Consider the following 22,578-nt stretch of genomic DNA (forward strand, 5'->3'; position numbering starts at 1 on the left):
GGCCGGGAGGACGACCCCGCGAGCCGCCCCGACGAACGGCCCCGGTCCGGCCACCCGGGACCACCTCGCCGGGGCTCGGCGGCCCCACTGGGGCTAGGGTCTGTCCGGTGGATCCGGCCGCCCTCGGTCCTGAGCATGGTTGTGGTTCTGGTGTGCGGGGGTCTGGTGCGTGCAGCTGCAAGGCGGAGGAGGGCGGCGACGCGGAGCGTCGGCAACCGACGACAACGCCGCAGATGGGCGTGCCAGGGCCACGCGTCCCAGGCGGGATCCACCGGACAGGCCCTAGGCTCGGAATCCGGGTCTTGATCGGGTGGGCCGGTTCCGGGAACCCCCGGCCGGGCGTGCGGGCGTACGTACACGTGGGAGGCGGCCAGATGACGGTGCCGGGGCGCAGGAGCAGTACCTTCACGCGGCTGCTGCGGCATGGCTTCACCGACCCCTCGGCCTCCGAGCGGCTCCTGGAGACCCCCGAGCTCGCCCCCGTACGGTCCGACCCGGTGCTCCTGGACGCGCTCGGCGCCACCGCCGACCCCGATCTGGCCCTGCTCGGGCTCGTCCGCGTCGTGGAGGCGCAGGACGCCGACGAGCGGCGCGCCCTGCTGGACACCCTGGTCACCGCGAAGCCGCTGCGCGACCGGCTGCTCGGGGTGCTCGGCGCCTCCGAGGCGCTCGGCGACCACCTGGCCCGCCACCCCCGCGACTGGCACGCCCTGGTCACCTACGAGGCGGCGGACCTGCACCCCGGGGTCGCCGAGTTCGAGCGGGGCCTGGCCGAGGCCACCGACCCCGTGACGCTGCGCGTCGCCTACCGGCGGTGCCTGCTCGCCATAGCGGCCCGCGACGTGTGCGGGACCACCGACATGGCCGAGACCGCCGCCGAGCTCGCCGACCTCGCCACCGCAACGCTGCGCGCCGCGCTCGCCATCGCCCGCACCGCGGCCCCCGCCGACGCCGCCCAGTGCCGGCTCGCGGTGATCGCGATGGGTAAGTGCGGAGGGCACGAGCTCAACTACGTCTCCGACGTCGACGTGATCTTCGTGGCCGAACCGGCCAACGGCGGCGACGAGGGCAAGGCGATGCAGGCCGCCTCCCGCCTGGCCGCCCACCTCATGCGGATCTGCTCCGAGACCACCGTCGAGGGCGTCATCTGGCCCGTCGATGCCAACCTGCGCCCCGAGGGCCGCAACGGCCCGCTGGTGCGCACGCTCTCCAGCCACCTCGCCTACTACCAGCGCTGGGCCAAGACCTGGGAGTTCCAGGCGCTGCTCAAGGCCCGGCCGGTCGCGGGCGACCCCGAGCTCGGCCAGGACTACGTCGAGGCCGTCTCACCGCTGGTGTGGCAGGCGGCCGAGCGGGACAACTTCGTCGCTGACGTGCAGAAGATGCGGCGCCGGGTCGTCGACAACATCCCCGCCGCCCAGGTCGAGCGCGAGATCAAGCTCGGCCCCGGCGGGCTTCGCGACGTCGAATTCGCCGTCCAGCTCCTCCAGTTGGTGCACGGCCGCAGCGACGCCACCCTGCACAGCGGCACCACCCTGGACGCGCTCGCGGCGCTCGCCGCCGGCGGCTATGTGGGCCGGGCGGACGCCGCGCAGATGGACGAGGCGTACCGCTTCCTGCGCGCCATGGAGCACCGCATACAGCTCTACCGGCTGCGCCGCACCCACCTCGTGCCCGAGGACGAGGCCGATCTGCGCCGGCTCGGCCGCTCGCTCGGCCTGCGCACCGAGCCGGTCGTCAGCCTCAACAAGGAGTGGAAGCGGCACGCGTCCGTCGTGCGCCGCCTGCACGAGAAGCTCTTTTACCGGCCGCTCCTGGACGCCGTCGCCCAGCTCGCGCCCGGAGAGACCCGGCTCAGCGCCCGCGCGGCCGCCCACCGCCTCGAAGCGCTCGGCTACGCCGACCCGGCGGCCGCCCTGCGCCACCTGGAGGCGCTGTCCTCCGGGGTGAGCCGCAAGGCCGCCATCCAACGCACCCTGCTGCCCGTCCTGTTGGGCTGGTTCGCGGACTCCGCCGACCCGGACGCCGGACTGCTCGGCTTCCGCAAGGTCTCCGACGCGCTCGGCAAGACCCCCTGGTACCTGCGGCTCCTGCGCGACGAGGGCGCCGCCGCCGAGAACCTGGCCCGCGTCCTGTCGGCCGGCCGGCTTGCCCCCGACCTGCTGCTCCGCGCCCCCGAGGCGGTCGCCATCCTGGGCGACCCGGACGGGCTCGTACCGCGCGGCCGGGACCACCTGGAGCAGGAGGTCCTCGCCGCGGTCGGCCGCGCCGAGACCGCCGAGGGCGCGGTCGCCGCCGCCCGCGGGGTGCGCCGCCGCGAACTGTTCCGCACCACCGCGGGCGACCTCATCGGCTCGTACGGGACCGAGGACAGCCCCGCCGAGGAGGACCCGGGCGCGCTCGTCGACCGGGTCGGCAACGCGGTCACCGACCTGAACGCGGCCACCCTCGCGGGCGCCCTGCGCGCCGCCGTGCGGGCCGAGTGGGGCGACACCCTGCCCACCCGGTTCGCGGTCATCGGCATGGGCCGCTTCGGCGGCCACGAGCTGAGCTACGGCTCGGACGCGGACGTCCTGTTCGTGCACGAGCCCCGCGAGGGCGTCGACGAGCAGGAGGCCGCGAAGGCAGCCAACCGCGTCGTCGCCGAGATGCGCCGGCTCCTCCAACTCCCCACCGCAGACCCGCCGTTGCTGATCGACGCCGACCTGCGGCCGGAGGGCAAGTCCGGGCCGCTGGTCCGCTCGCTCAAGTCGTACGAGGCGTACTACCGGCGCTGGTCGCTGGTCTGGGAGAGTCAGGCGCTGCTGCGCGCCGAGGTGATGGCGGGCGACGCCGACCTCGGGGCGCGCTTCATCGACCTGATCGACCCGCTGCGGTACCCGGTGGAGGGCCTCGGTGACGACGCGGTGCGCGAGATCCGCCGCCTCAAGGCCCGCATGGAGTCCGAGCGGATGCCGCGCGGCGCCGACCCCACCCTGCACACCAAGCTCGGCCGCGGCGGCCTGTCCGACGTCGAGTGGACGGTCCAGCTCCTCCAGATGCGGCACGGCTGGGACGAGCCCGGCCTGCGGACGACCCGTACCCGACAGGCCCTGGCCGCCGCGCACGCGGCCGGGCTCATCGGCACCGAGGACGCCTCGATACTGGACGAGGCGTGGGTGCTGGCCACGCGGGTGCGCAACGGCGTCATGCTGGTGCGGGGCCGGGCCGGGGACACGTTCCCCTCCGACGGGCGGGAGCTGGCGGCGGTCGGCCGTTACCTGGGGTACGAGCCGGGGCACGTCGGGGACATGCTGGAGGACTATCGGCGGCTCACGCGCAGGGCGCGGGCGGTGGTGGAAGAGCTGTTCTACGGGGCGCACCTCTAGCGTGCGGCGGGGTTGCTGGGGGCTCTGCCTCCAGCAACCCTCAGACGCGGGACGCGCTCGGTTTCGGTTCCCGGCGCCGAGGAACGGAGCCCCCTCGCTTCGGCTCCACCAGCCTCGGCAGCTGGTGCGGCAGGGCGCCGTACCAGGTGCGCGAGACCAGGACGCCGAAGGTCAGGCAGAGCAGGCCGCCCACCGCGTCCAGCCAGAAGTGGTTCGCCGTGGAGACGATCACCACAAGCGTGGCCGTCGGGTACAGCAGGCCCAGGATCTTCGCCCAGGGCGCGGACGCAAGGGCGAAGATCGTCAGGCCGCACCAGGTCGACCACCCGATGTGCATGGACGGCATCGCCGCGTACTGGTTCGACATGTTCTTCAGGTCGCCCGAGGCCATCGAGCCCCAGGTGTGGTGCACCAGGACCGTGTCGACGAAGCCCCCGCCGTTCATCAGGCGGGGCGGCGCAAGCGGGAAGAAGTAGTAGCCGACCAGGGCGACGCCCGTCGTCGCGAAGAGTACGAGCCGTGACGCCGCGTAGCGGCCCGGGTGGCTACGGAACAGCCACACCAGAACACCGATGGTGATGATGAAGTGCAGTGTCGCGTAGTAGTAGTTCATGCCGATGATGAGCCATGTCGCCGAATTCACGGCGTGGTTGACCGACTGCTCCACCGCGATGCCGAGGTGGTGCTCGACGCTCCAGATCCAGTCGGCGTTCTTGAGCGCCTGCGCCTTCTGTTCCGGCACCGCGTTGCGGATCAGCGAGTACACCCAGTAACTCACCGCGATCAGAAGCACTTCGAACCAGATGCGAGGGTTGCGCGGCGAGCGCACACCTCTCAACCGGGCGGAAAATCCGGTTCGTCCTGGTTCGGGGCTGTTGGGTGAGGCCGACGGCTCGTTCGTTGGAGCGGCCGTCCGGCCTTCCAGAGTCTTCACGGTCATTTCACCCATGGGAAGAGAGTCTGCCAGATGCACATACCCTCCGCCGATCATCCTCCGGTCGGGTTCGCTCCGCACCTGCTACTCCCTGAGGACGACGTTTCCCGGCGTACGTCAGGGTCGGCTTCGGGGTCTGGCTCCGGAGGTTGAACCGCGTACGACCAGCTCGGGCATGAACACGAACTCGCTGTGCGGGGCGGGCGTGCCCCCGACCTCTTCGAGGAGGGCGCGGACGGCTGCCTGACCCATCGCGGTCACCGGCTTGCGGATGGTGGTCAGCGGCGGGTCGGTGAACGCTATCAGCGGAGAGTCGTCGAAGCCCACCACGGAGACATCACGGGGCACATCCAGGCCGGCCTGACGCGCGGCCCTGATCGCGCCGAGCGCCATCATGTCGCTGGCGCACACCACCGCGGTGCAGCCCTGCGCGATGAGCGCGGCGGCGGCAGCCTGGCCGCCCTCCAGGGTGTAGAGCGAGTGCTGGATCAGGGATTCCGCCTCGGCGACGGTGAGCCCGAGCCGGTCCTGCATGCCGGCCGTGAAGCCCTCGATCTTGCGCAGGACGGGAACGAACCGCTTGGGGCCGACCGCCAGGCCGATCCGGGTGTGGCCGAGCGCCGCGAGGTGGGTGACCGCCAGGCGCATCGCGGCCCGGTCGTCGGGGGAGATGAACGGCGCCTGCACCTTCGGCGAGAAGCCGTCCACCAGGACGTACGGGACGCCCTGGGCGCGCAGCTGCTCGTAGCGCTCCATGTCGGCGGTGGTGTCCGCGTGCAGCCCGGAGACGAAGATGATCCCGGAGACGCCCCGGTCCACCAGCATCTCGGTGAGCTCGTCCTCGGTGGATCCGCCGGGCGTCTGGGTGGCGAGCACCGGCGTGTATCCCTGCCGGGTCAGCGACTGGCCGATGACCTGGGCGAGGGCGGGAAAGATCGGGTTTTCCAGTTCCGGCGTTATCAGGCCGACGAGCCCCGCGCTGCGCCGGCGCAGTCGTACGGGCCGCTCGTAGCCCAGCACGTCGAGTGCGGCGAGAACGGATTCGCGGGTGCCCGCGGCCACACCGGGCTTGCCGTTGAGCACGCGGCTGACTGTGGCTTCGCTGACCCCCGCCTGGGCTGCGATGTCGGCGAGCCGTGCGGTCACGGGATTGGACTGTACCGGTCGCACGTCAGATTGCCCACCAGACCGCGGATTCGGCCGGCAGCAGGGCGTTCGCGCCGTCGAACTCGACGGCGCCGCTGGTGAGCAGCGGCTGCCCGGGGAGCGGGAGTTGGACCTCGTGGCCCAGGGTGTTGAGGGTGCAGACGAAGCCCGGCCGGGCGAAGGCGAGCACGCCCTGCGGCGCCGCGATCCAGTCCATCGTGCCGTCGCCGAGGCCCGGCAGCTCGCGGCGCAGGGCGAGCGCCGCGCGGTAGAGCTCCAGGGTCGAGTGCGGGTCTCCCGACTGGGAGGCGACGCTGAGCCCGCGCCACGCGTCGGGCTGCGGCAGCCAGGGCGCGGTCTCGCCGAACCCGTAGCTGGGGCCTTCCGCGGTCCACGGGATCGGGACGCGGCAGCCGTCGCGGAAGCCGTCCTGGCCGGCCGCGCGGTGGAAGGCGGGGTCCTGGCGCAGCTCGTCGGGCAGGTCGGTGACCTCGGGCAGGCCGAGCTCCTCCCCTTGATAGAGGTAGGCGGAGCCCGGCAGGGCCAGGGTGAACAGGGCCGCGGCGCGGGCCCGGCGCAGGCCCTGCTCGCCGCCGCCGTAGCGGGTCACATGGCGTACGACGTCGTGGTTGGAGAGCACCCACGTCGTGGGGGCGCCGACCGCGCCGGTCGCGGCGAGCGAGGCGTCGACCGTCTCGCGCATCTGACCCGCGTCCCAACTGCACGTCAGGAACTGGAAGTTGAATGCCTGGTGCAGTTCGTCGGGGCGTACGTACAGGGCGAGGCGCTCGGGGGAGGGGGCCCAGGCCTCGGCGACCGCGATGCGCTCGCCTTCGTAGCTGTCGAGCAGCTCGCGCCAGGCGCGGTGGATCTCGTGGACGCCGTCCTGGTCGAAGAAGGGGAGCACCTGGCTGCCGATGAGCTTGGCCTGCTCGCTCGCGCCGATGTCGGGCAGGCCCGCCGCCTTGACCATGCCGTGGGCGACGTCGATGCGGAAGCCGTCGACGCCGAGGTCCAGCCAGAAGCGGAGCACCGAGTCGAATTCGGCGCGCACCTCGGGGTGGTCCCAGTCGAGGTCGGGCTGCTCGGGCGCGAACAGGTGCAGGTACCAGTCGCCGTCGGGGGCCCGCGTCCAGGCGGGCCCGCCGAACACCGACTCCCAGTCGTTGGGCGGGAGTTGACCGTCCGCGCCCTTGCCGGGGCGGAAGTGGTAGCGCGCGCGCTCGGGGCCGCCGGCCAGCGCCGCGCGGAACCAGGGGTGCTGGTCGGAGGTGTGGTTGGGGACGACGTCGACGATGACGCGCAGGCCGAGCCGGTGGGCCTCGCGCACCAGGTCGTCCGCGTCGGACAGCGAGCCGAAGAGCGGGTCCACCGTCCGGTAGTCGGCCACGTCGTAGCCGCCGTCCGCCTGCGGCGAGAGATAGAAGGGGGTGAGCCAGACCGCGTCCGCGCCCAGGTCCTTCACGTGGGGAAGGCGGGCGGTGATGCCGGGCAGGTCGCCGATTCCGTCGCCGTCGCCGTCCGCGAAGGAGCGGACGTACACCTGGTAGATCACGGCGTCGCGCCACCAGCCGGCCCGGGGGGCGGGGTGCTCCTGGGCGACGGCGGCCGTCGTCAGCTCCTGCGTCATGTGTGGTCCCTCTCGAAAACCCTGCATCTACGGGATCAACGCCGATGGCCCTCGAAAAGTAACAGCCTTGCAAGGTCTTGCGGAACCCTTGCAGCGTCTCCGCAGACGCACATGGACCAGGCGCACCGGCTTTGACAAGGCGCACAACGGCAACCGTGCGGACACGCTGACGTAACGATCACCCGGCCTTGCAGAAATTCTTCGCAAGGTCTTTCGGACTCCTTTCATCCTTGTTACGTTCCTGGCGATCCGGCGCCGTGATGGAGCGGCACCCAGTGAAGGAGTTCTCATGCGACGTGGCATAGCGGCCACCGCGCTCGCGGCGACCCTCGCGCTCGCGGCGACGGCCTGCGGTGGCAGCGACAGTGACGGCGGCAAGGCGGACGGCCCCGTCACCATCACCTGGTGGGACACCTCGAACGCCACGAACGAGGCGCCGACCTACCAGGCGCTGGTCACGGAGTTCGAGAAGGCGAACCCGACGATCAAGGTGAAGTACGTCAACGTCGCCTTCGACCAGGCGCAGAACAAGTTCGACACCGCCGCCGGCGCCAAGGGCGCCCCGGACGTGCTGCGCGCCGAGGTCGGCTGGACGCCCGCGTTCGCGAAGAAGGGCTACTTCCTGCCGCTGGACGGCACCGAGGCCCTCACCGACCAGGCCAAGTTCCGGCCGAACCTGATCAAGCAGGCCCAGTTCGACGGCAAGACCTACGGTGTCCCGCTGGTCACCGACACCCTGGCCCTCGTCTACAACAAGGCGCTCTTCGCCCAGGCCGGCATCACCAAGGCTCCCGCCACCTGGGACGAGCTGAAGGCGGACGCCGCCCTCGTCAAGCAGAAGGCCGGCGTCGACGGCTACTGGGGCTCCACCGCCGGGTACTACGCGCAGCCGTTCCTGTACGGCGAGGGCACCGACACGGTCGACACCGCCGCCAAGAAGGTCACCATCGCAAGTGCGCCCGCGGTCAAGGGACTTGAGACCTGGAAGGGCCTGTTCGACGGCCCCGGCCTGCACAAGGCGGACGTCACCGCCGACGCGTACGCCCACATCCAGGACGCCTTCGTGAACGGCAAGGTCGCCGCCATCGTCCAGGGCCCGTGGGAGATCACCAACTTCTACAAGGGCTCCGCGTTCAAGGACAAGGCCAACCTCGGCATCGCCACCGTCCCGGCCGGCTCGGCCGGCAAGGCGGGCGCCCCGACCGGCGGCCACAACCTGTCCGTGTACGCGGGCTCCGACAAGGCGCACGCGGCCGCCGCGATGAAGTTCGTGGGCTTCATGACCTCGGCCAAGAGCCAGGAGACCATCGCGCTGAAGAACTCCACGCTGCCCACCCGCGAGGACGCCTACACCGCGCAGGTCAAGGCCGACCCGGGCATCGCCGGCTTCCAGGGCGTCCTGGCCGCCGCCCAGCCGCGCCCCGAGCTGCCCGAGTACAGCTCGCTGTGGACCCCGATGGACACCACGCTGCCGAAGGTCGCCGACGGCAAGGAGTCCGTGGCCGACGCCACCAAGAGCCTCCAGCAGGACATGGCCAAGCTGGTCCCCGACTTCACCAAGTGAGCCCCGCCGCCGGGCCGTTCCCCCCCCCAGGGAACGGCCCGGCGGCACGCACGTCCGCCGAACTTCCCGGAAAAGGTGTCGAGATGACCGTTGCCGTCGATGGCGCGGCCCCCAAGAGCGCGGCCAAGGCGCGCCGGGGGCCGCTGGAGCGCCTCAGGCAGTCCTGGCAGAAGCACTGGTACGCGTACGCGATGGTCGCGCCGATCGTCGTCGTGCTCGGCGTGCTCGTGCTCTATCCGCTCGTCCAGGGCTTCTACTACACGCTCACCGACGCCAACAGCCTCAACTCGGCGCGCACCATCGGCGCCAACCACATCGCCGCCACCTACGAGTTCGTCGGGCTGCACAACTACGCGGACGTCCTGTGGGGGCCTACCGCCTGGGACCGGTTCTGGTCGCACTTCATCTGGACGATCGTGTGGACGGTCGCCTGTGTGACCCTGCACTACGTCATCGGGCTCTCGCTCGCGCTGCTGCTCAACCAGAAGCTGCGCGGCCGCACCTTCTACCGGATGGTGCTGATCCTGCCCTGGGCGGTCCCCACCTTCGTGACCGTCTTCTCCTGGCGCCTGATGCTCAGCGACTCGGGCATCGTGAACTCCGTACTCGGCACGCTCCACCTGCCGCAGCCCCAGTGGCTGGAGGAGCCGCACTTCCAGCAGCTCGCCGCGATCCTCGTCAACACCTGGGTCGGCGTGCCCTTCATGATGATCTCGCTGCTCGGCGGCCTCCAGACGATCCCCGCGGAGCTGTACGAGGCCGCCGAGATGGACGGCGCGAGCGCCTGGCAGCGCTTCCGCCACGTGACCCTGCCGGGTCTTCGCCCGGTCAGCGCCACGGTCGTACTGCTCGGCATCATCTGGACGTTCAACCAGTTCGTGATCATCTTCCTGCTTTTCGGCAACGGCGGCGCCCCGGACGCCCAGATCCTGGTCACCTGGGCCTACCGGCTCGGCTTCGGACAGCAGCCCCGCGACTTCGCGCAGTCCGCCACCTACGGCGTGCTGCTGCTCTCCATCCTGATCGTCTTCACCTCCTTCTACCGGCGCTGGCTGGCCCGCAATGAACAGGTCTGATGCCCCCATGGCTACCAAGGTCGTTTCCCGGGACCACGCCCGACGCCGCACCGCCGTCCTGTCACACCTGGCGCTGAGCGTCGCCGGCCTCGTCGCCCTCTTCCCGATCGTCTGGCTGCTCTTCATCTCGCTCGGCCCGGACAAGGACGACTACCTGCACCCCGACCGGATCTGGTCGAAGCTCTCCTTCTCCAACTACGCGTTCGTCACCGAGCACACCAGGTTCTTCACCTGGCTCGGCAACACCGCCCTGATCGCGGGCCTGACCTGCGTCATCGGCGTGATGTTCGCGGCCACCACCGGCTACGCGGTGTCCCGGATGCGCTTCCCCGGCTACAAGAAGCTGATGTGGGTGCTGCTCGTCACCCAGATGTTCCCGATCGCCGTACTGATCGTGCCGATGTACCAGATCCTCGGCGACCTCGGCCTCATCGACACCTACGGCGGCCTGATCCTGGTGTACTGCTCCACCGCGGTGCCGTACTGCGCGTGGATGCTCAAGGGGTACTTCGACTCGATCCCCATCGAGATCGACGAGGCGGGCCGGGTCGACGGCCTCACCCCGTTCGGCACCTTCTTCCGGCTCATCCTGCCGCTGGCACGCCCGGGCCTGGCGGTCGCCGCCTTCTACACCTGCCTCACCGCGTGGGGCGAGGTGGCGTTCGCCTCCACGTTCATGCTCGACGACGGCAAGTACACGCTCGCCGTGGGCCTGTTCAGCTTCGTCAGCCAGCACGACGCCCAGTGGAACTACATGGCCGCCACCGCCGTACTCATCGCCATCCCCGTCTCCGCCGTGTTCTACCTCGTGCAGAAGCACCTGGTCACCGGCATGACCGCGGGTGCGACCAAGGGCTGAGCCGGGTCCGCCCCGGCCGCCCATCCCACCGGTTTCCGGGGGTTGACCACCCCCGGACCCCCCTTCTAAGGACGACATGACCCAGCACTTCACCGCCCCCGACCGCCTCACCGGGAAGACCGGCACGCAGTGGTGGCGGGACGCCGTGATCTACCAGGTCTATCCACGCAGCTTCGCCGACGGCAACGGCGACGGCATGGGCGACCTCGAAGGCGTGCGCGGCCGGCTGCCGTACCTGCGCGACCTCGGCGTCGACGCCGTCTGGCTCTCCCCGTTCTACGCGTCCCCGCAGGCCGACGCCGGCTACGACGTCGCCGACTACCGGGCCATCGACCCGATGTTCGGCACCCTCCTCGACGCGGACGCGCTGATCCGCGACGCCCACGAGCTGGGCCTGCGCATCATCGTCGACCTCGTACCGAACCACTCCTCCGACCAGCACGAGTGGTTCAAGCGCGCCCTCAAGGACGGCCCGGGCTCGCCGCTGCGGGCCCGCTACCACTTCCGCCCCGGCAAGGGCGCGGACGGCGAACTCCCGCCCAACGACTGGGAGTCCATCTTCGGCGGGCCCGCCTGGACCCGCACCGAGGCGCCGTCAGGCGATGGGGGCACCTCCCAGCCGGAGGCTGGGGGAGAGTGGTACCTGCACCTCTTCGCCCCCGAGCAGCCCGACCTGAACTGGGACCACCCGGCCGTCGCCGACGAGTTCCGCTCCATCCTGCGCTTCTGGCTCGACATGGGCGTCGACGGCTTCCGCATCGACGTCGCGCACGGCCTCGTCAAGGCGCCAGGCCTGCCCGACATCGGCGGCCACGACCAGCTCAAGCTGCTCGGCAACGACGTCATGCCGTTCTTCGACCAGGAGGGCGTCCACGAGATCTACCGCTCGTGGCGGACCATCCTCGACGAGTACGACGGCGAGCGCATCGCGGTCGCCGAGGCGTGGACGCCCACGGTCGAGCGGACCGCGAACTACGTGCGCCCCGACGAACTCCACCAGGCCTTCAACTTCCAGTACCTGGGCGCCCCTTGGGACGCGGCGGCACTGCGCGAGGTCATCGACGTCTCCCTCGCCGCGATGCGCCCGGTCGGCGCCCCCGCCACCTGGGTCCTGTCCAACCACGACGTCACCCGGCACGCCACCCGCTTCGCCAACCCGCAGGGCCTCGGCACCCAGCTGCGCACCCCGGGCGACCGCGAGCTCGGCCTGCGCCGGGCCCGCGCGGCCACCCTCCTGATGCTGGCCCTGCCCGGCTCGGCGTACGTCTACCAGGGCGAGGAGCTCGGCCTTCCCGACGTCACCGACCTGCCCGACGAGGTGCGCCAGGACCCGTCGTTCTTCCGCGCCGCCGGCCAGGACGGCTTCCGCGACGGCTGCCGCGTCCCGATCCCGTGGACCGTCGAGGGCAGCTCGTACGGGTTCGGCAGCGGCGGCAGCTGGCTCCCGCAGCCCGACTCGTGGGGCGGGCTCAGCGTCGAGGCGCAGACCGGCGACGCGGACTCCACGCTTGAGCTCTACCGCAGGGCCATCGCGGCCCGCCGCGCCCACCCGGGCCTCGGCGCCGGGGACGACGTGGGGTGGCTGGACGCCCCTGACGGCGTGCTCGCCTTCGCCCGCGAGGGCTTCGTGTGCACGGTGAACCTGACGGGAGAGCCGGTGTCGCTGCCGACGCCCGGCCGTGTCGTCCTGGCCAGCGCCCAACTGGCCGTAGCAGACGGGCAGTTCGAGCTCCCTGCCGACACGACGGTGTGGTGGACGGTGTGAGTCATGCCGCGCAGCAGGCCGGGCCGCGCCTCGCGGACATAGCGGCCCAGGCCGCCGTCAGCGAGGCCACCGTCAGCCGCGTGCTCAACGGCAGGCCCGGGGTCGCCGACGCCACCCGGCAGCGCGTCCTCGCAGCCCTGGACGTGCTCGGCTGGGAGCGCCCGGCCCGGCTGCGCCGGCGCAGCGAGGGGCTGATCGGCCTGGTCACCCCGGAGCTGACCAACCCGATCTTCCCCGCCTTCGCGCAGGCGGTGGAACAGGTCCTCGCGGGTCACGGCTACACGCCCGTGCTGTGCACCCAACTGCCGGGCGGGGCAACGGAGGACGAGCTCGTCGAGCAGCTGGAGGAGCGCGGTGTCAACGGCATCGTGTTCCTGTCCGGCCTGCACGCGGACACCTCCGCCGACCCGGCCCGCTATCTGGCCCTGGCCGAGCGGGGCGTGCCGTACGTGCTGGTCAACGGGTACAACGAGGCGATCCGCGGCCCCTTCGTCTCCCTCGACGACCACGCGGCGATCCGGATGGCGGTGGGGCACCTGGCCGACCTCGGGCACACCCGGATCGGGCTCGCGGTCGGACCGCTGCGGTACTCGCCGTCGCGCCGCAAGACCGAGGGGTTCGCGGCGGCCCTCGGCGAGCGCCTCGGGCTGCGCGAGGAGGAGGCGGCGGCCTACATCAAACCGACCCTGTACAGCGTGGAGGGCGGCCAGGTCGCCGCGGGCGCGCTGCTCGACCAGGGCTGCACGGGCATCGTCTGCGGCAGCGACATGATGGCCCTCGGCGTGGTGCGCGCGGCCCGCGAACGCGGCCTCGACGTGCCGGGCGACGTCTCGGTGGTGGGCTTCGACGACTCCCAGCTCATCGCCTTCACCGACCCGCCGCTGACCACGGTGCGCCAGCCGGTACAGGCGATGGCGGCGGCCGCGGTGTCGGCCCTCCTGGAGGAAATCACCGGAACCCCCGTCCAGCGAACGGAGTTCGTCTTCCAGCCGGAGCTGGTGGTACGGGGGTCCACGGCGGGGGTGCGGGGGTGACCCTGCGGCCACCCCGGGCCGGGTCAGAACGGCTTGGTCGGCAGGTACTTGCCGTCCAGGGTGATCACGGCCCGCTCGCCGCCCTCCGGGTCGGCGACCTTCTTCACGTCCAGCTTGAAGTTGATCGCGCTGATGATGCCGTCCCCGAACTGCTCGTGCACCAGGGCCTTCAGCGTCGTGCCGTACACCTGGAGCATCTCGTAGAAGCGGTAGATCGTCGGGTCGGTGGGGATGCCGCCCGGGATCGAGCCGCGGCTCGGGATGGTGGTCAGGAGCAGCGCCGCGTCGTCGTCGAGGTCGAGCAGGGCGGCGACGGCCCGCGCGGACTCGGTGGGCAGCGGGTGCTGGCCGAGCACGGCCGCGGTGACGAAGGCGACCGAGAGGCCGGCCGCGTCGGCGATCTGCTGCCACGACAGGTCCTTGCGGACCTTCGCCTCGACGGCGGCGGTGGCGATGGCCTGACGGGCGGTGGTGTCGAACGTGGCGTGGGTCATGGGGGTAACTCCTTTGAGGGTGAGGTCACTTGAGGCGGGGGGCTGGTCAGGCTTCGAGTCGCTCGACCGTGCCGGTCGGGATGTCGTAGACCCAGCCGTGCAGGGTGAGCCGGCGTTCGGTCAGGGCGCGGGCCACCGAGGGGTGCGTCGCGAGGTTCGCGAGCTGGGCCCGTACGTTGCCGCGCACCAGGGCGGCAAGGTCCGCGGCGTCCGCGCGGGCCGGGGCCGCGTCCGCGTGCCGCAGCCAGTCGGCGATGGCCGGCATGCCGGAGAGGTCGTGGTGCTCGGCGAGCGCGGTCATCGCACCGCAGGCGGAGTGGCCGCAGACCACGACGTCGCTGACGCCGAGGACGGCGACGGCGTACTCGATGCTGGCCGCGACACCGTCCGGGCCCGGGGTGTGGGCGGGCACCAGGTTCCCGGCCGTGCGGATCACGAACAGCTCGCCCGGCTCGCTCTGGGTGATCAGTTCGGGGACCACCCGGGCGTCCGAGCAGCTGATGAACAGCGTCCTTGGACGGTGGGTGGCGGCGAGGTGGGCGAAGAGGTCCGCCTTGGCGGGGAAGACGCCGCGCTGGAACTGCGCGACGCCCTCGGCGAGGTCTTGCATGGTCACTCCCTTCGGTGGTGGCCGGCCCCGAGGGGCTGACGAGATCCACCATGCATGACCAGCGGCTATAGCGTCCAAGACGCAATTTCGATGTCTGCTATCGACTGCATCTATAGTTGAGTCCATGGCCCCGGAACTGCGTCATCTGCGCTATCTGCTCGCCGTCGCCGAGCAGGGCAACTTCACCCGCGCCGCCGAAGAGCTGCGGATCTCCCAGCCCACCCTGTCCCAGCAGATCAAGCAGCTGGAGCGCACGGTCGGCGTCCAGCTCCTCGACCGCACCGGCCGCTCGGTCCGGCTCACCGACGCGGGGGAGACCTACGCCCACTATGCGCGGCGCGCCCTGCGGGACCTGGCCGCCGCCGAGCGTGCCGTCCTGGACATCGCCGACCTCTCGCGCGGCAGCCTGCGCCTCGCGGTGACCCCGACCTTCACCGCGTACCTCGTCGGCCCCCTCGTCGCGGAACTGCACACCCGCCACCCCAACATCACCCTGGACGTACGGGAGTTGGCACAGGACCGCATCGAGGCCGGGCTGCTCGCCGACGAACTCGACCTCGGCGTCGCCTTCGACGGCCCGCACCTGCCCGGTATCGAAGCGACGGCCCTGTTCACCGAGACCCTCGGTCTGGTCGTCGGAGCCCCGGGCCCGGAGGGAGCGCTCACCGTGCACGAGCTGGCTGGCCGTCAACTCGCCCTGCTGAGCGGAGACTTCGCGACCCGGGGTCACATCGACGCCTATCTCGGCCACCATCGCGTCACCCCGAGCATCGCCGTCGAGGCCAACTCCATCCAGGCGCTGACCGAGATCGTGCGCCGCACCCCGCTCGCCACCGTCCTGCCCGACGCCGTCACGCACGACCACCCGTACCTGGCGCCCGTCGCGCTCGATCCGCCCCTGCCCGCCCGCACGGTCGCCCTGCTGCGCCGCGAGAGTGCGTACCGCAGCGCCGCCGCCCGGGAGTTCACCCGGCTCACCGAGGACCTCGTCCGCGCCCGGGGCTACGCCCCCGCCTGAAGCGCGCTCGCGCCGCGCTCACGTGCGGCGCAACTCCTTGCAGACGAGCAATCTCACGCTCCGGATTCTGCCCAAACCATTGACCTGATCCTTACGCCCTCCTACGGTCACCTGCTCAGAAGCGCTTTCAGTCTTGCAGCAAGAACATTCAAGCCACGCTGAATCGCCTCCCTCAGAGCCGCAGGAGGACCCGCCCCCCATGAAGCCCCCCAACCGGATATCGAGAACCGCAGCAACTCTCGCCTTCGTCACGGCCGTCTCGGCGGCCTTCCTGGCCGCGCCCGGCGTCCCCACCGCCGTCGCCTCGGCCCCCGGTGACCGGGACGTCACCGCCGAGCTCTTCGAGTGGAAGTACGACTCGGTCGCCAAGGAGTGCAAGGACACCCTGGGCCCGGCCGGTTACGGCTACGTCGAGGTGTCGCCCGCCACCGAGCACGTCCAGGGCAGCCAGTGGTGGACCTCGTACCAGCCGGTCAGCTACAAGATCGCCGGCCGGCTCGGCGACCGCACGTCCTTCAAGAACATGGTCGACGCCTGCCATGCGGCCGGAGTGAAGGTCGTCGCGGATGCGGTCATCAACCACATGGCCGCCGGCTCCGGCACCGGCACCGGCGGGTCCTCGTACACCAAGTACAACTACCCCGGGATCTACCAGTCCCAGGACATGGACGACTGCACCAGCCAGGTCAGCAACTACAGCGACCGCTGGAACGTGCAGCACTGCGAGCTGGTCGGGCTCGCCGACCTCGACACCAACGAGCCGTACGTCCGCACCCGCATCGCCCAATACCTCAACGACCTGCTCTCGCTCGGCGTCGACGGACTGCGCATCGACGCCGCCAAGCACATCGCCACCGAGGACATCGCCGCCATCAAGGCCCAACTGACCAACCCGTCGGCCTACTTGAAGCAGGAAGTCATCTACGGCGCGGGCGAGGCGGTCCAGCCCACCGAGTACCTGCCGAACGGCGACGTCCAGGAGTTCCGGTACGGGCGCGACCTCAAGCGGGTCTTCACCTCCGAGAAGCTCGCCTACCTGAAGAACCTCGGCGAGGCCTGGGGCTATCTGCCCAGCAGCCAGGCCGGGGTGTTCGTCGACAACTGGGACACCGAGCGCAACGGCTCCACCCTCACCTACAAGGACGGCGCGAACTACACCCTCGCCAACGTCTTCATGCTGGCCTGGCCCTACGGCTCGCCCGACGTCCACTCCGGCTACGAGTTCACCGACAACGACGCGGGCCCGCCGAACGGCGGCACCGTCCAAGCGTGCTGGACGGACGGCTGGAAGTGCCAGCACAAGTGGCCCGAGATCCAGAGCATGGTCGCCTTCCGCAACACCGCGCGCGGCCAGTCGGTCACCAACTGGTGGGACAACGGCAACAACCAGATCGCCTTCGGTCGCGGCGCCAAGGCGTACGTCGCCATCAACCACGAGCCGTCCGCGCTGACCCGCACCTTCCAGACCTCGCTGCCGGCCGGCGCGTACTGCGACGTGCAGAGCGGAAAGGGCGTGACGGTCGACTCCACCGGACAGTTCACCGCCACGCTCGGCGCCAACACGGCCCTCGCCCTTCAGGTCAACTCCCGTACGTGCGGCGGTAGTTAACCTCATTAGTTAGCTCCATCCCCGAGAACCGGGCCGCCCGGCGCCCCCTTCCGTCCCGCCGGGTGCCGGGCGGCCCCGCCGTTCCACCCCGAATGCCGAGAACCCCGTACGACTGAGGAGCACCCGGTGATCCCCCTGCGAAGAACGGCCGTCGCGCTCGCGGCCGCCCTGTGTGCGGCGCTCGTGCCCGCGCTGCCCGCCACGGCCGCGCCGAAGCCGCCCGCGCCGCCCAGTGACGCGCGGCTCGCCGCCGAGCCGGCCCGGCACGACGCGACGCGCGAGCAGTTCTACTTCGTGCTGCCGGACCGGTTCGCCAACGGGGACACCTCCAACGACCGGGGCGGCCTCACCGGCTCGCGCCTCGACACGGGCTACGACCCCACCGACAAGGGCTTCTACCAGGGCGGCGACCTCAAGGGGCTCACCCAGAAGCTCGACTACATCAAGGGGCTCGGGACCACCGCCATCTGGCTCGCCCCGATCTTCAAGAACAAGCCCGTGCAGGGCACCGGCAAGGACGCCTCGGCCGGGTACCACGGGTACTGGATCACCGACTTCACCCAGGTCGACCCGCACTTCGGCACCAACGCCGACCTCGCCGGGCTCATCGCGGGCGCCCACGCCAAGGGCATGAAGGTCTTCTTCGACGTCATCACCAACCACACCGCCGACACCGTCGACTACGCCGAGAAGCAGTACGGCTACCGGCCCAAGGGCGCCTACCCCTACCTCGACACCAGCGGCCGCCCCTTCGACGACCGTACGGGCATGAAGAAGGTCGACGCCAACTCCTTCCCCTACACGCCCGTCGCGAAGGAGAAGAAGGTCCCGGCCTGGCTCAACGACCCGACGATGTACCACAACCGGGGCGACTCGACCTTCGCCGGCGAGAGCGCCGAGTACGGCGACTTCTCCGGGCTCGACGACCTGTGGACCGAGCGGCCCGAGGTCGTCTCCGGCATGGAGCAGATCTATGAGAAGTGGGTCCACGACTTCGCCGTGGACGGCTTCCGCATCGACACCGTCAAGAACGTCGACCTGGGCTTCTGGACCCAGTGGGCGACCGCCCTCGACGCGTACGCGAAGAAGCGGGGGCGCCCGGACTTCTTCATGTTCGGCGAGACCTACTCCGCCGACCCCGCCGTCACCTCCCCGTACGTCACCCGGGGCCGCCTGGACGCGACCCTCGACTTCCCCTTCCAGGACGCGGCCCGCCAGTACGCCTCCCAGGGCGCCCCGGCCACCAAGCTCGCCTCCCTGTTCGCCGACGACTACCGCTACACCACCGACAAGGCGAACGCCTACGAGCAGGTCACCTTCCTCGGCAACCACGACATGGGCCGCATCGGCACCTTCCTCAAGCAGGACCACCCGGGGGCCGGTGACGCAGAGCTGCTCCAGCGCGACCGGCTTGCCAATGAGCTGATGTTCTTCAGCCGGGGCAACCCGGTCGTCTACTACGGCGACGAACAGGGCTTCACCGGCGCGGGCGGCGACAAGGACGCCCGCCAGCCCCTGTTCGCCTCGAAGGTCCCCGACTACCTGGACGACGACGAGCTGGGCACCGACCGCACCCACGCCTCGGACGCCTACGACCCCACGCACCCGCTCTACCGCACCATCGCCGACCTCTCCCGCCTCACCAAGGCCAACCCGGCGCTGCGCGACGGCGTCCAGACCGAGCGCTACGCCAAGGACTCCGTCTACGCCTTCTCGCGTACGGACGCGGGGACCCGCACCGAGTACGTCGTGGCCGTGAACAACGCCACCGAGCCGAAGACGGTCTCCGTGCCGACCGGCTCCGCCGACGCCGACTTCGGTGTGCTGTACGGGGGTTCGGGCACGGTCCGCAGCGGCTCGGACGCCACCGTCGAGGTGACCGTGCCCGCGCTGTCCTCGCTGGTCCTGAAGGCGGCGGCCCCGCCGCCCGCGCCCGCCGCCAAGCCGTCGATCACCCTGAAGGCCCCCGCTCCCGGCGCCACCGGCACGGTGGAACTCTCCGCCGACGTGCGGGGCGGGCAGCTCGACCGGGTCGTCTTCGCCGCGCAGAGCGGCAACGGAAGGTGGCAGACGCTCGGCTCCGCCGACCACGCCCCCTACAAAGTCACCCAGTACCTGGACCTGGCAGCCGGAACTCCCGTGCGCTACAAGGCTGTTGTGGTCGACAGCGCAGGACGCACCGCGAGCGCACTCGCCTCCACGACGGCGGGGCAGAATCCTCCGCCGGCCAAGCCGACGGCCGTCGAGCGCGACTACGCCGTCGTGCACTACCGCCGCCCGGCCGGCGACTACGACGGCCGGCAGCTGAAGGCCGACGGCCAGAGCGCCGCCTTCACCGGGCGGGACGCCTACGGCGCCTTCGCCTGGATCAAGCTCCCGCAGGGTGCCTCCTCGCTCGCGTACACCGTCGCCAAGGGCGACAGCGCCGACGGGCCGCAGCGCACCATCGACCTCGGCCGCACCGGCGAGGTGTGGGTGGAGCAGGGCAAGGACGGCCAGTTGGAGCAGGCCCCGCCCGGCGCCCACCCGCCGCAGGACACCTCCAAGGTGGTCCTGCACTACTCCCGGCCCGACGGCGACTACGACGGCTGGGGGCTGCACACCTGGACCGGCGCCGCCTCGCCCACCGACTGGTCCAAGCCGCTGATGCCGACCGGCCGCGACGCGTACGGAGTGACCTTCGAGGTGCCGCTCACCAAGGGCGCGACCTCGCTGAGCTACATCCTGCACAAGGGCGACCGGAAGGACCTGCCCGACGACCAGTCCCTCGACCTCGCCACCTACGGCAACGAGGCGTGGCTGCTCGCCGGAGAGTCCAAGTACCTGCTGCCGCAGGCGAATTCGGGCGTCTCGCTCGACCTCGGCAAGTCCGAGGCGCAGTGGATCGACCGGAGCACCGTCGTGTGGAAGGTGAAGGCGACCGACGCGACCAGCGAGCAGCTCGTGTACGCGCCGGGCGGCGGCATCACCGTCAAGGACGGCGCGCTGTCCGACGAGGGCCAGTGGCTGCGGCTCGCGCCCGCCGCGCTGAGCGACGCGCAGAAGGCCAGGTTCCCGCAGCTCAAGGACTATCCGGCGTTCACCGTGGACGCCCGTGACCGGTCCCGTGTCCGCGAGTCCCTCAAGGGGCAGCTCATCGCGACCCAGCGGGCCGCCAACGGGGCGCTGCTCGCGGCGACCGGCGTCCAGACCCAGGGCGTCCTCGACGACCTGTACAGCGGCGCCGCCGCCAAGGCCTCGCTCGGCCCGGTCTTCGACCACGGCCGCCCCACCCTCTCCGTGTGGGCGCCGACCGCACAGCAGGTGTCCCTCGAACTCGACGGGCACACGGTCGCGATGCGGCGGGACGACACCTCCGGCGTCTGGTCGGTGACCGGGCCCGCGTCCTGGTCGGGCAAGCCGTACCGGTACGCCGTGAAGGTGTGGGCGCCGAGCGTGCAGAAGGTCGTGACCAACCTGGTCACCGACCCGTACTCGACCGCCCTCACCGCCGACTCGGCGCGCGGCCTGGTCGTCGACCTCGCCGACCCGAAGCTCGCCCCCAAGGGCTGGGCCACGCTCAAGAAGCCGCCCGCCGTGCCGCTGCGCGACGCCCGGATCCAGGAGCTGCACATCCGCGACTTCTCCATCACGGACCCCACCTCGCACCACCCCGGCCAGTACCTGGCCTTCACCGACGCCGGCTCCGACGGCATGAAGCACCTCGCGCAGCTCGCCAGGTCCGGCACGTCCTACGTCCATCTGCTGCCCGCCTTCGACATCGCGGGCATTCCCGAGAAGAAGGCCGAACAGGCCACGCCCGCCTGCGACTTGAAGGTGTACGCGCCCGACTCGGAGGAGCAGCAGGCCTGCGTCGCCAAGTCGGCCGCGAAGGACGCGTACAACTGGGGCTACGACCCGCTGCACTACACCGTCCCCGAGGGCTCCTACGCCAGCGACCCCGACGGGACCCGCCGCACGGTCGAGTTCCGGCAGATGGTGCAGGGTCTTGGCAACGCCGGCCTTCGGACCGTCATGGACGTCGTCTACAACCACACCGCCGCGAGCGGGCAGGCCGACGACTCGGTCCTCGACAAGATCGTGCCGGGCTACTACCAGCGGCTGATGCCCGACGGCAGCGTCGCCAACTCCACCTGCTGCGCCAACACCGCGCCCGAGAACGCCATGATGGGCAAGCTCGTCGTCGACTCGGTGGTGACCTGGGCCAAGCAGTACAAGGTCGACGGGTTCCGCTTCGACCTCATGGGCCACCACCCGAAGGCCAACATCCTGGCCGTGCGGAAGGCGCTGGACGCGCTGACCCTGGCGAAGGACGGCGTCGACGGCAAGAAGATCATCATGTACGGCGAGGGCTGGAACTTCGGCGAGGTCGCCGACGACGCCCGCTTCGTGCAGGCCACCCAGAAGAACATGGCGGGCACCGGCATCGCCACGTTCTCCGACCGGGCCCGCGACGCGGTGCGCGGCGGGAGCCCCTTCGACGCCGACCCGGGCGTCCAGGGCTTCGCCTCCGGCCTCTACACCGACCCCAACTCCTCGACGGCGAACGGCACTTCGGCCGAGCAGAAGGCCCGCCTCCTGCACTACCAGGACCTCCTCAAGGTGGGCCTGACCGGCAACCTCGCCGCGTACACCTTCACCGACAGCTCCGGCCGCGGCGTCAAGGGCTCCGAGGTCGACTACAACGGGGCCCCGGCGGGCTACGCGGCCGCCCCGGGCGACGCGCTGGCCTACGCGGACGCCCACGACAACGAGTCGCTGTACGACGCGCTCGCCTACAAGCTGCCCGCGGGCACCTCGGCCGCCGACCGGTCCCGCATGCAGGTCCTGGCGCTCGCGACCGCGGCCCTCTCGCAGGGCCCGGCCCTGTCCCAGGCGGGCAGCGACCTGCTTCGCTCGAAGTCCCTCGACCGCAACTCGTTCAACAGCGGCGACTGGTTCAACGCGCTGCACTGGGACTGCCGGGCGGGCAACGGGTTCGGGCGCGGGCTGCCGATGGCCGCCGACAATCAGTCCAAGTGGCCTTATGCCAAGCCCCTGTTGGTGAATCCTTCGCTGACCCCGGGCTGCGCCCAGATCAACGCGACCTCGGCCGCCTACCAGGACCTGCTCGCGATCCGGGGCGGAGAGAGCGCCTTCGGGCTCGCCACGGCGGACCAGGTCCAGTCGGCGCTCTCGTTCCCGCTCTCCGGCACGAGCGAGACCCCGGGTGTGATCACCATGCGGCTCGGCCCGCTGGTCGTCGTTTTCAACGCGACCCCGCAGGCTCAGACGCAGCGGGTGGCCGCCCTCGCGGGCACCCCGTACGCGCTGCACCCGCGCCAGGCGGGCGGGGCCGACCCGGTGGTGAAGACGGCCACATACGATCAGAGTTCGGGGAGCTTCACAGTCCCGGCCCGTACCGTTGCGGTCTTCAAGCAACACTGAACCGATCATTCCGGGTCGTTCGGTGACCTAAATCGGTTGTTCCC

Annotated in this window: 14 protein-coding genes; 9 read left to right on the forward strand and 5 right to left on the reverse strand. The window is 71.0% G+C overall.

What is annotated here, in order from left to right:
- Positions 1-374 precede the first annotated feature (374 nt).
- Entirely contained in the window at positions 375-3,368 is a 2,994-nt protein-coding gene (locus OHA17_RS28300; RefSeq protein ID WP_406508910.1) for a bifunctional [glutamine synthetase] adenylyltransferase/[glutamine synthetase]-adenylyl-L-tyrosine phosphorylase, read from the forward strand.
- 40 nt (positions 3,369-3,408) lie between these two features.
- On the opposite strand, the gene OHA17_RS28305 is transcribed toward OHA17_RS28300, so the two are convergent.
- The 3 genes from OHA17_RS28305 to OHA17_RS28315 form a co-directional block, all read right to left on the reverse strand.
- On the reverse strand, positions 3,409-4,317 hold the full coding sequence (locus OHA17_RS28305) for a phosphatase PAP2 family protein (protein WP_406508911.1): 909 nt from the start codon (positions 4,315-4,317) through the stop codon (positions 3,409-3,411).
- A gap of 102 nt (positions 4,318-4,419) precedes the next feature.
- The gene (locus OHA17_RS28310; protein WP_406508912.1) at positions 4,420-5,448 is read right to left on the reverse strand and encodes a LacI family DNA-binding transcriptional regulator; all 1,029 of its coding nucleotides are present in this window, start codon (positions 5,446-5,448) and stop codon (positions 4,420-4,422) included.
- 25 nt (positions 5,449-5,473) lie between these two features.
- Positions 5,474-7,078, reverse strand: coding sequence for a glycoside hydrolase family 13 protein (locus OHA17_RS28315; RefSeq protein WP_406508913.1), 1,605 nt, complete (start codon positions 7,076-7,078; stop codon positions 5,474-5,476).
- Between the two features lie 289 nt (positions 7,079-7,367).
- Between OHA17_RS28315 and OHA17_RS28320 the strand changes: the two genes are divergently transcribed.
- The 5 genes from OHA17_RS28320 to OHA17_RS28340 all read left to right on the forward strand — a co-directional run bounded on the left by OHA17_RS28320 (position 7,368) and on the right by OHA17_RS28340 (position 13,376).
- Positions 7,368-8,642, forward strand: coding sequence for an extracellular solute-binding protein (locus tag OHA17_RS28320; RefSeq protein WP_406508914.1), 1,275 nt, complete (start codon positions 7,368-7,370; stop codon positions 8,640-8,642).
- Positions 8,643-8,725: 83 nt separating this feature from the next.
- Complete coding sequence (locus OHA17_RS28325) at positions 8,726-9,718, forward strand: carbohydrate ABC transporter permease (RefSeq protein WP_053723950.1); 993 nt, start codon at positions 8,726-8,728, stop codon at positions 9,716-9,718.
- A 7-nt stretch (positions 9,719-9,725) separates the two neighbouring features.
- Complete coding sequence (locus tag OHA17_RS28330; RefSeq protein ID WP_398871159.1) at positions 9,726-10,577, forward strand: sugar ABC transporter permease; 852 nt, start codon at positions 9,726-9,728, stop codon at positions 10,575-10,577.
- A 76-nt stretch (positions 10,578-10,653) separates the two neighbouring features.
- Positions 10,654-12,342 (forward strand): glycoside hydrolase family 13 protein, encoded by a 1,689-nt coding sequence (locus tag OHA17_RS28335; RefSeq protein WP_406508915.1) that lies wholly within the window; start codon positions 10,654-10,656, stop codon positions 12,340-12,342.
- A complete protein-coding gene (locus OHA17_RS28340; protein ID WP_406508916.1) occupies positions 12,327-13,376 on the forward strand; it encodes a LacI family DNA-binding transcriptional regulator in 1,050 nt (349 codons plus the stop codon). Before OHA17_RS28335 ends, OHA17_RS28340 begins: the two co-directional genes overlap by 16 nt.
- Positions 13,377-13,399: 23 nt before the next feature.
- Here OHA17_RS28340 and cynS read toward each other — a convergent pair whose 3' ends face one another.
- Positions 13,400-13,870 carry a cyanase gene (gene cynS / locus OHA17_RS28345; RefSeq protein WP_398871153.1) on the reverse strand — a complete coding sequence of 157 codons (471 nt, stop codon included), beginning with the start codon at positions 13,868-13,870 and terminating at the stop codon, positions 13,400-13,402.
- A gap of 46 nt (positions 13,871-13,916) precedes the next feature.
- Positions 13,917-14,480, reverse strand: a complete 564-nt coding sequence (locus OHA17_RS28350; protein ID WP_406508917.1) for a carbonic anhydrase — start codon at positions 14,478-14,480, stop codon at positions 13,917-13,919.
- Between the two features lie 124 nt (positions 14,481-14,604).
- Between OHA17_RS28350 and cynR the strand changes: the two genes are divergently transcribed.
- From cynR to pulA, 3 genes are all read left to right on the forward strand, one after another.
- Entirely contained in the window at positions 14,605-15,498 is an 894-nt protein-coding gene (gene cynR / locus OHA17_RS28355) for a transcriptional regulator CynR (protein WP_406508918.1), read from the forward strand.
- A gap of 199 nt (positions 15,499-15,697) precedes the next feature.
- Complete coding sequence (locus OHA17_RS28360) at positions 15,698-17,107, forward strand: alpha-amylase family protein (protein WP_406508919.1); 1,410 nt, start codon at positions 15,698-15,700, stop codon at positions 17,105-17,107.
- 126 nt (positions 17,108-17,233) lie between these two features.
- Entirely contained in the window at positions 17,234-22,534 is a 5,301-nt protein-coding gene (gene pulA / locus OHA17_RS28365; RefSeq protein WP_406508920.1) for a pullulanase-type alpha-1,6-glucosidase, read from the forward strand.
- Positions 22,535-22,578: the final 44 nt, after the last annotated feature.

It is taken from the genome of Streptomyces sp. NBC_00212 (genome assembly GCF_045206365.1).
In the GTDB taxonomy this organism is placed as follows: domain Bacteria; phylum Actinomycetota; class Actinomycetes; order Streptomycetales; family Streptomycetaceae; genus Streptomyces.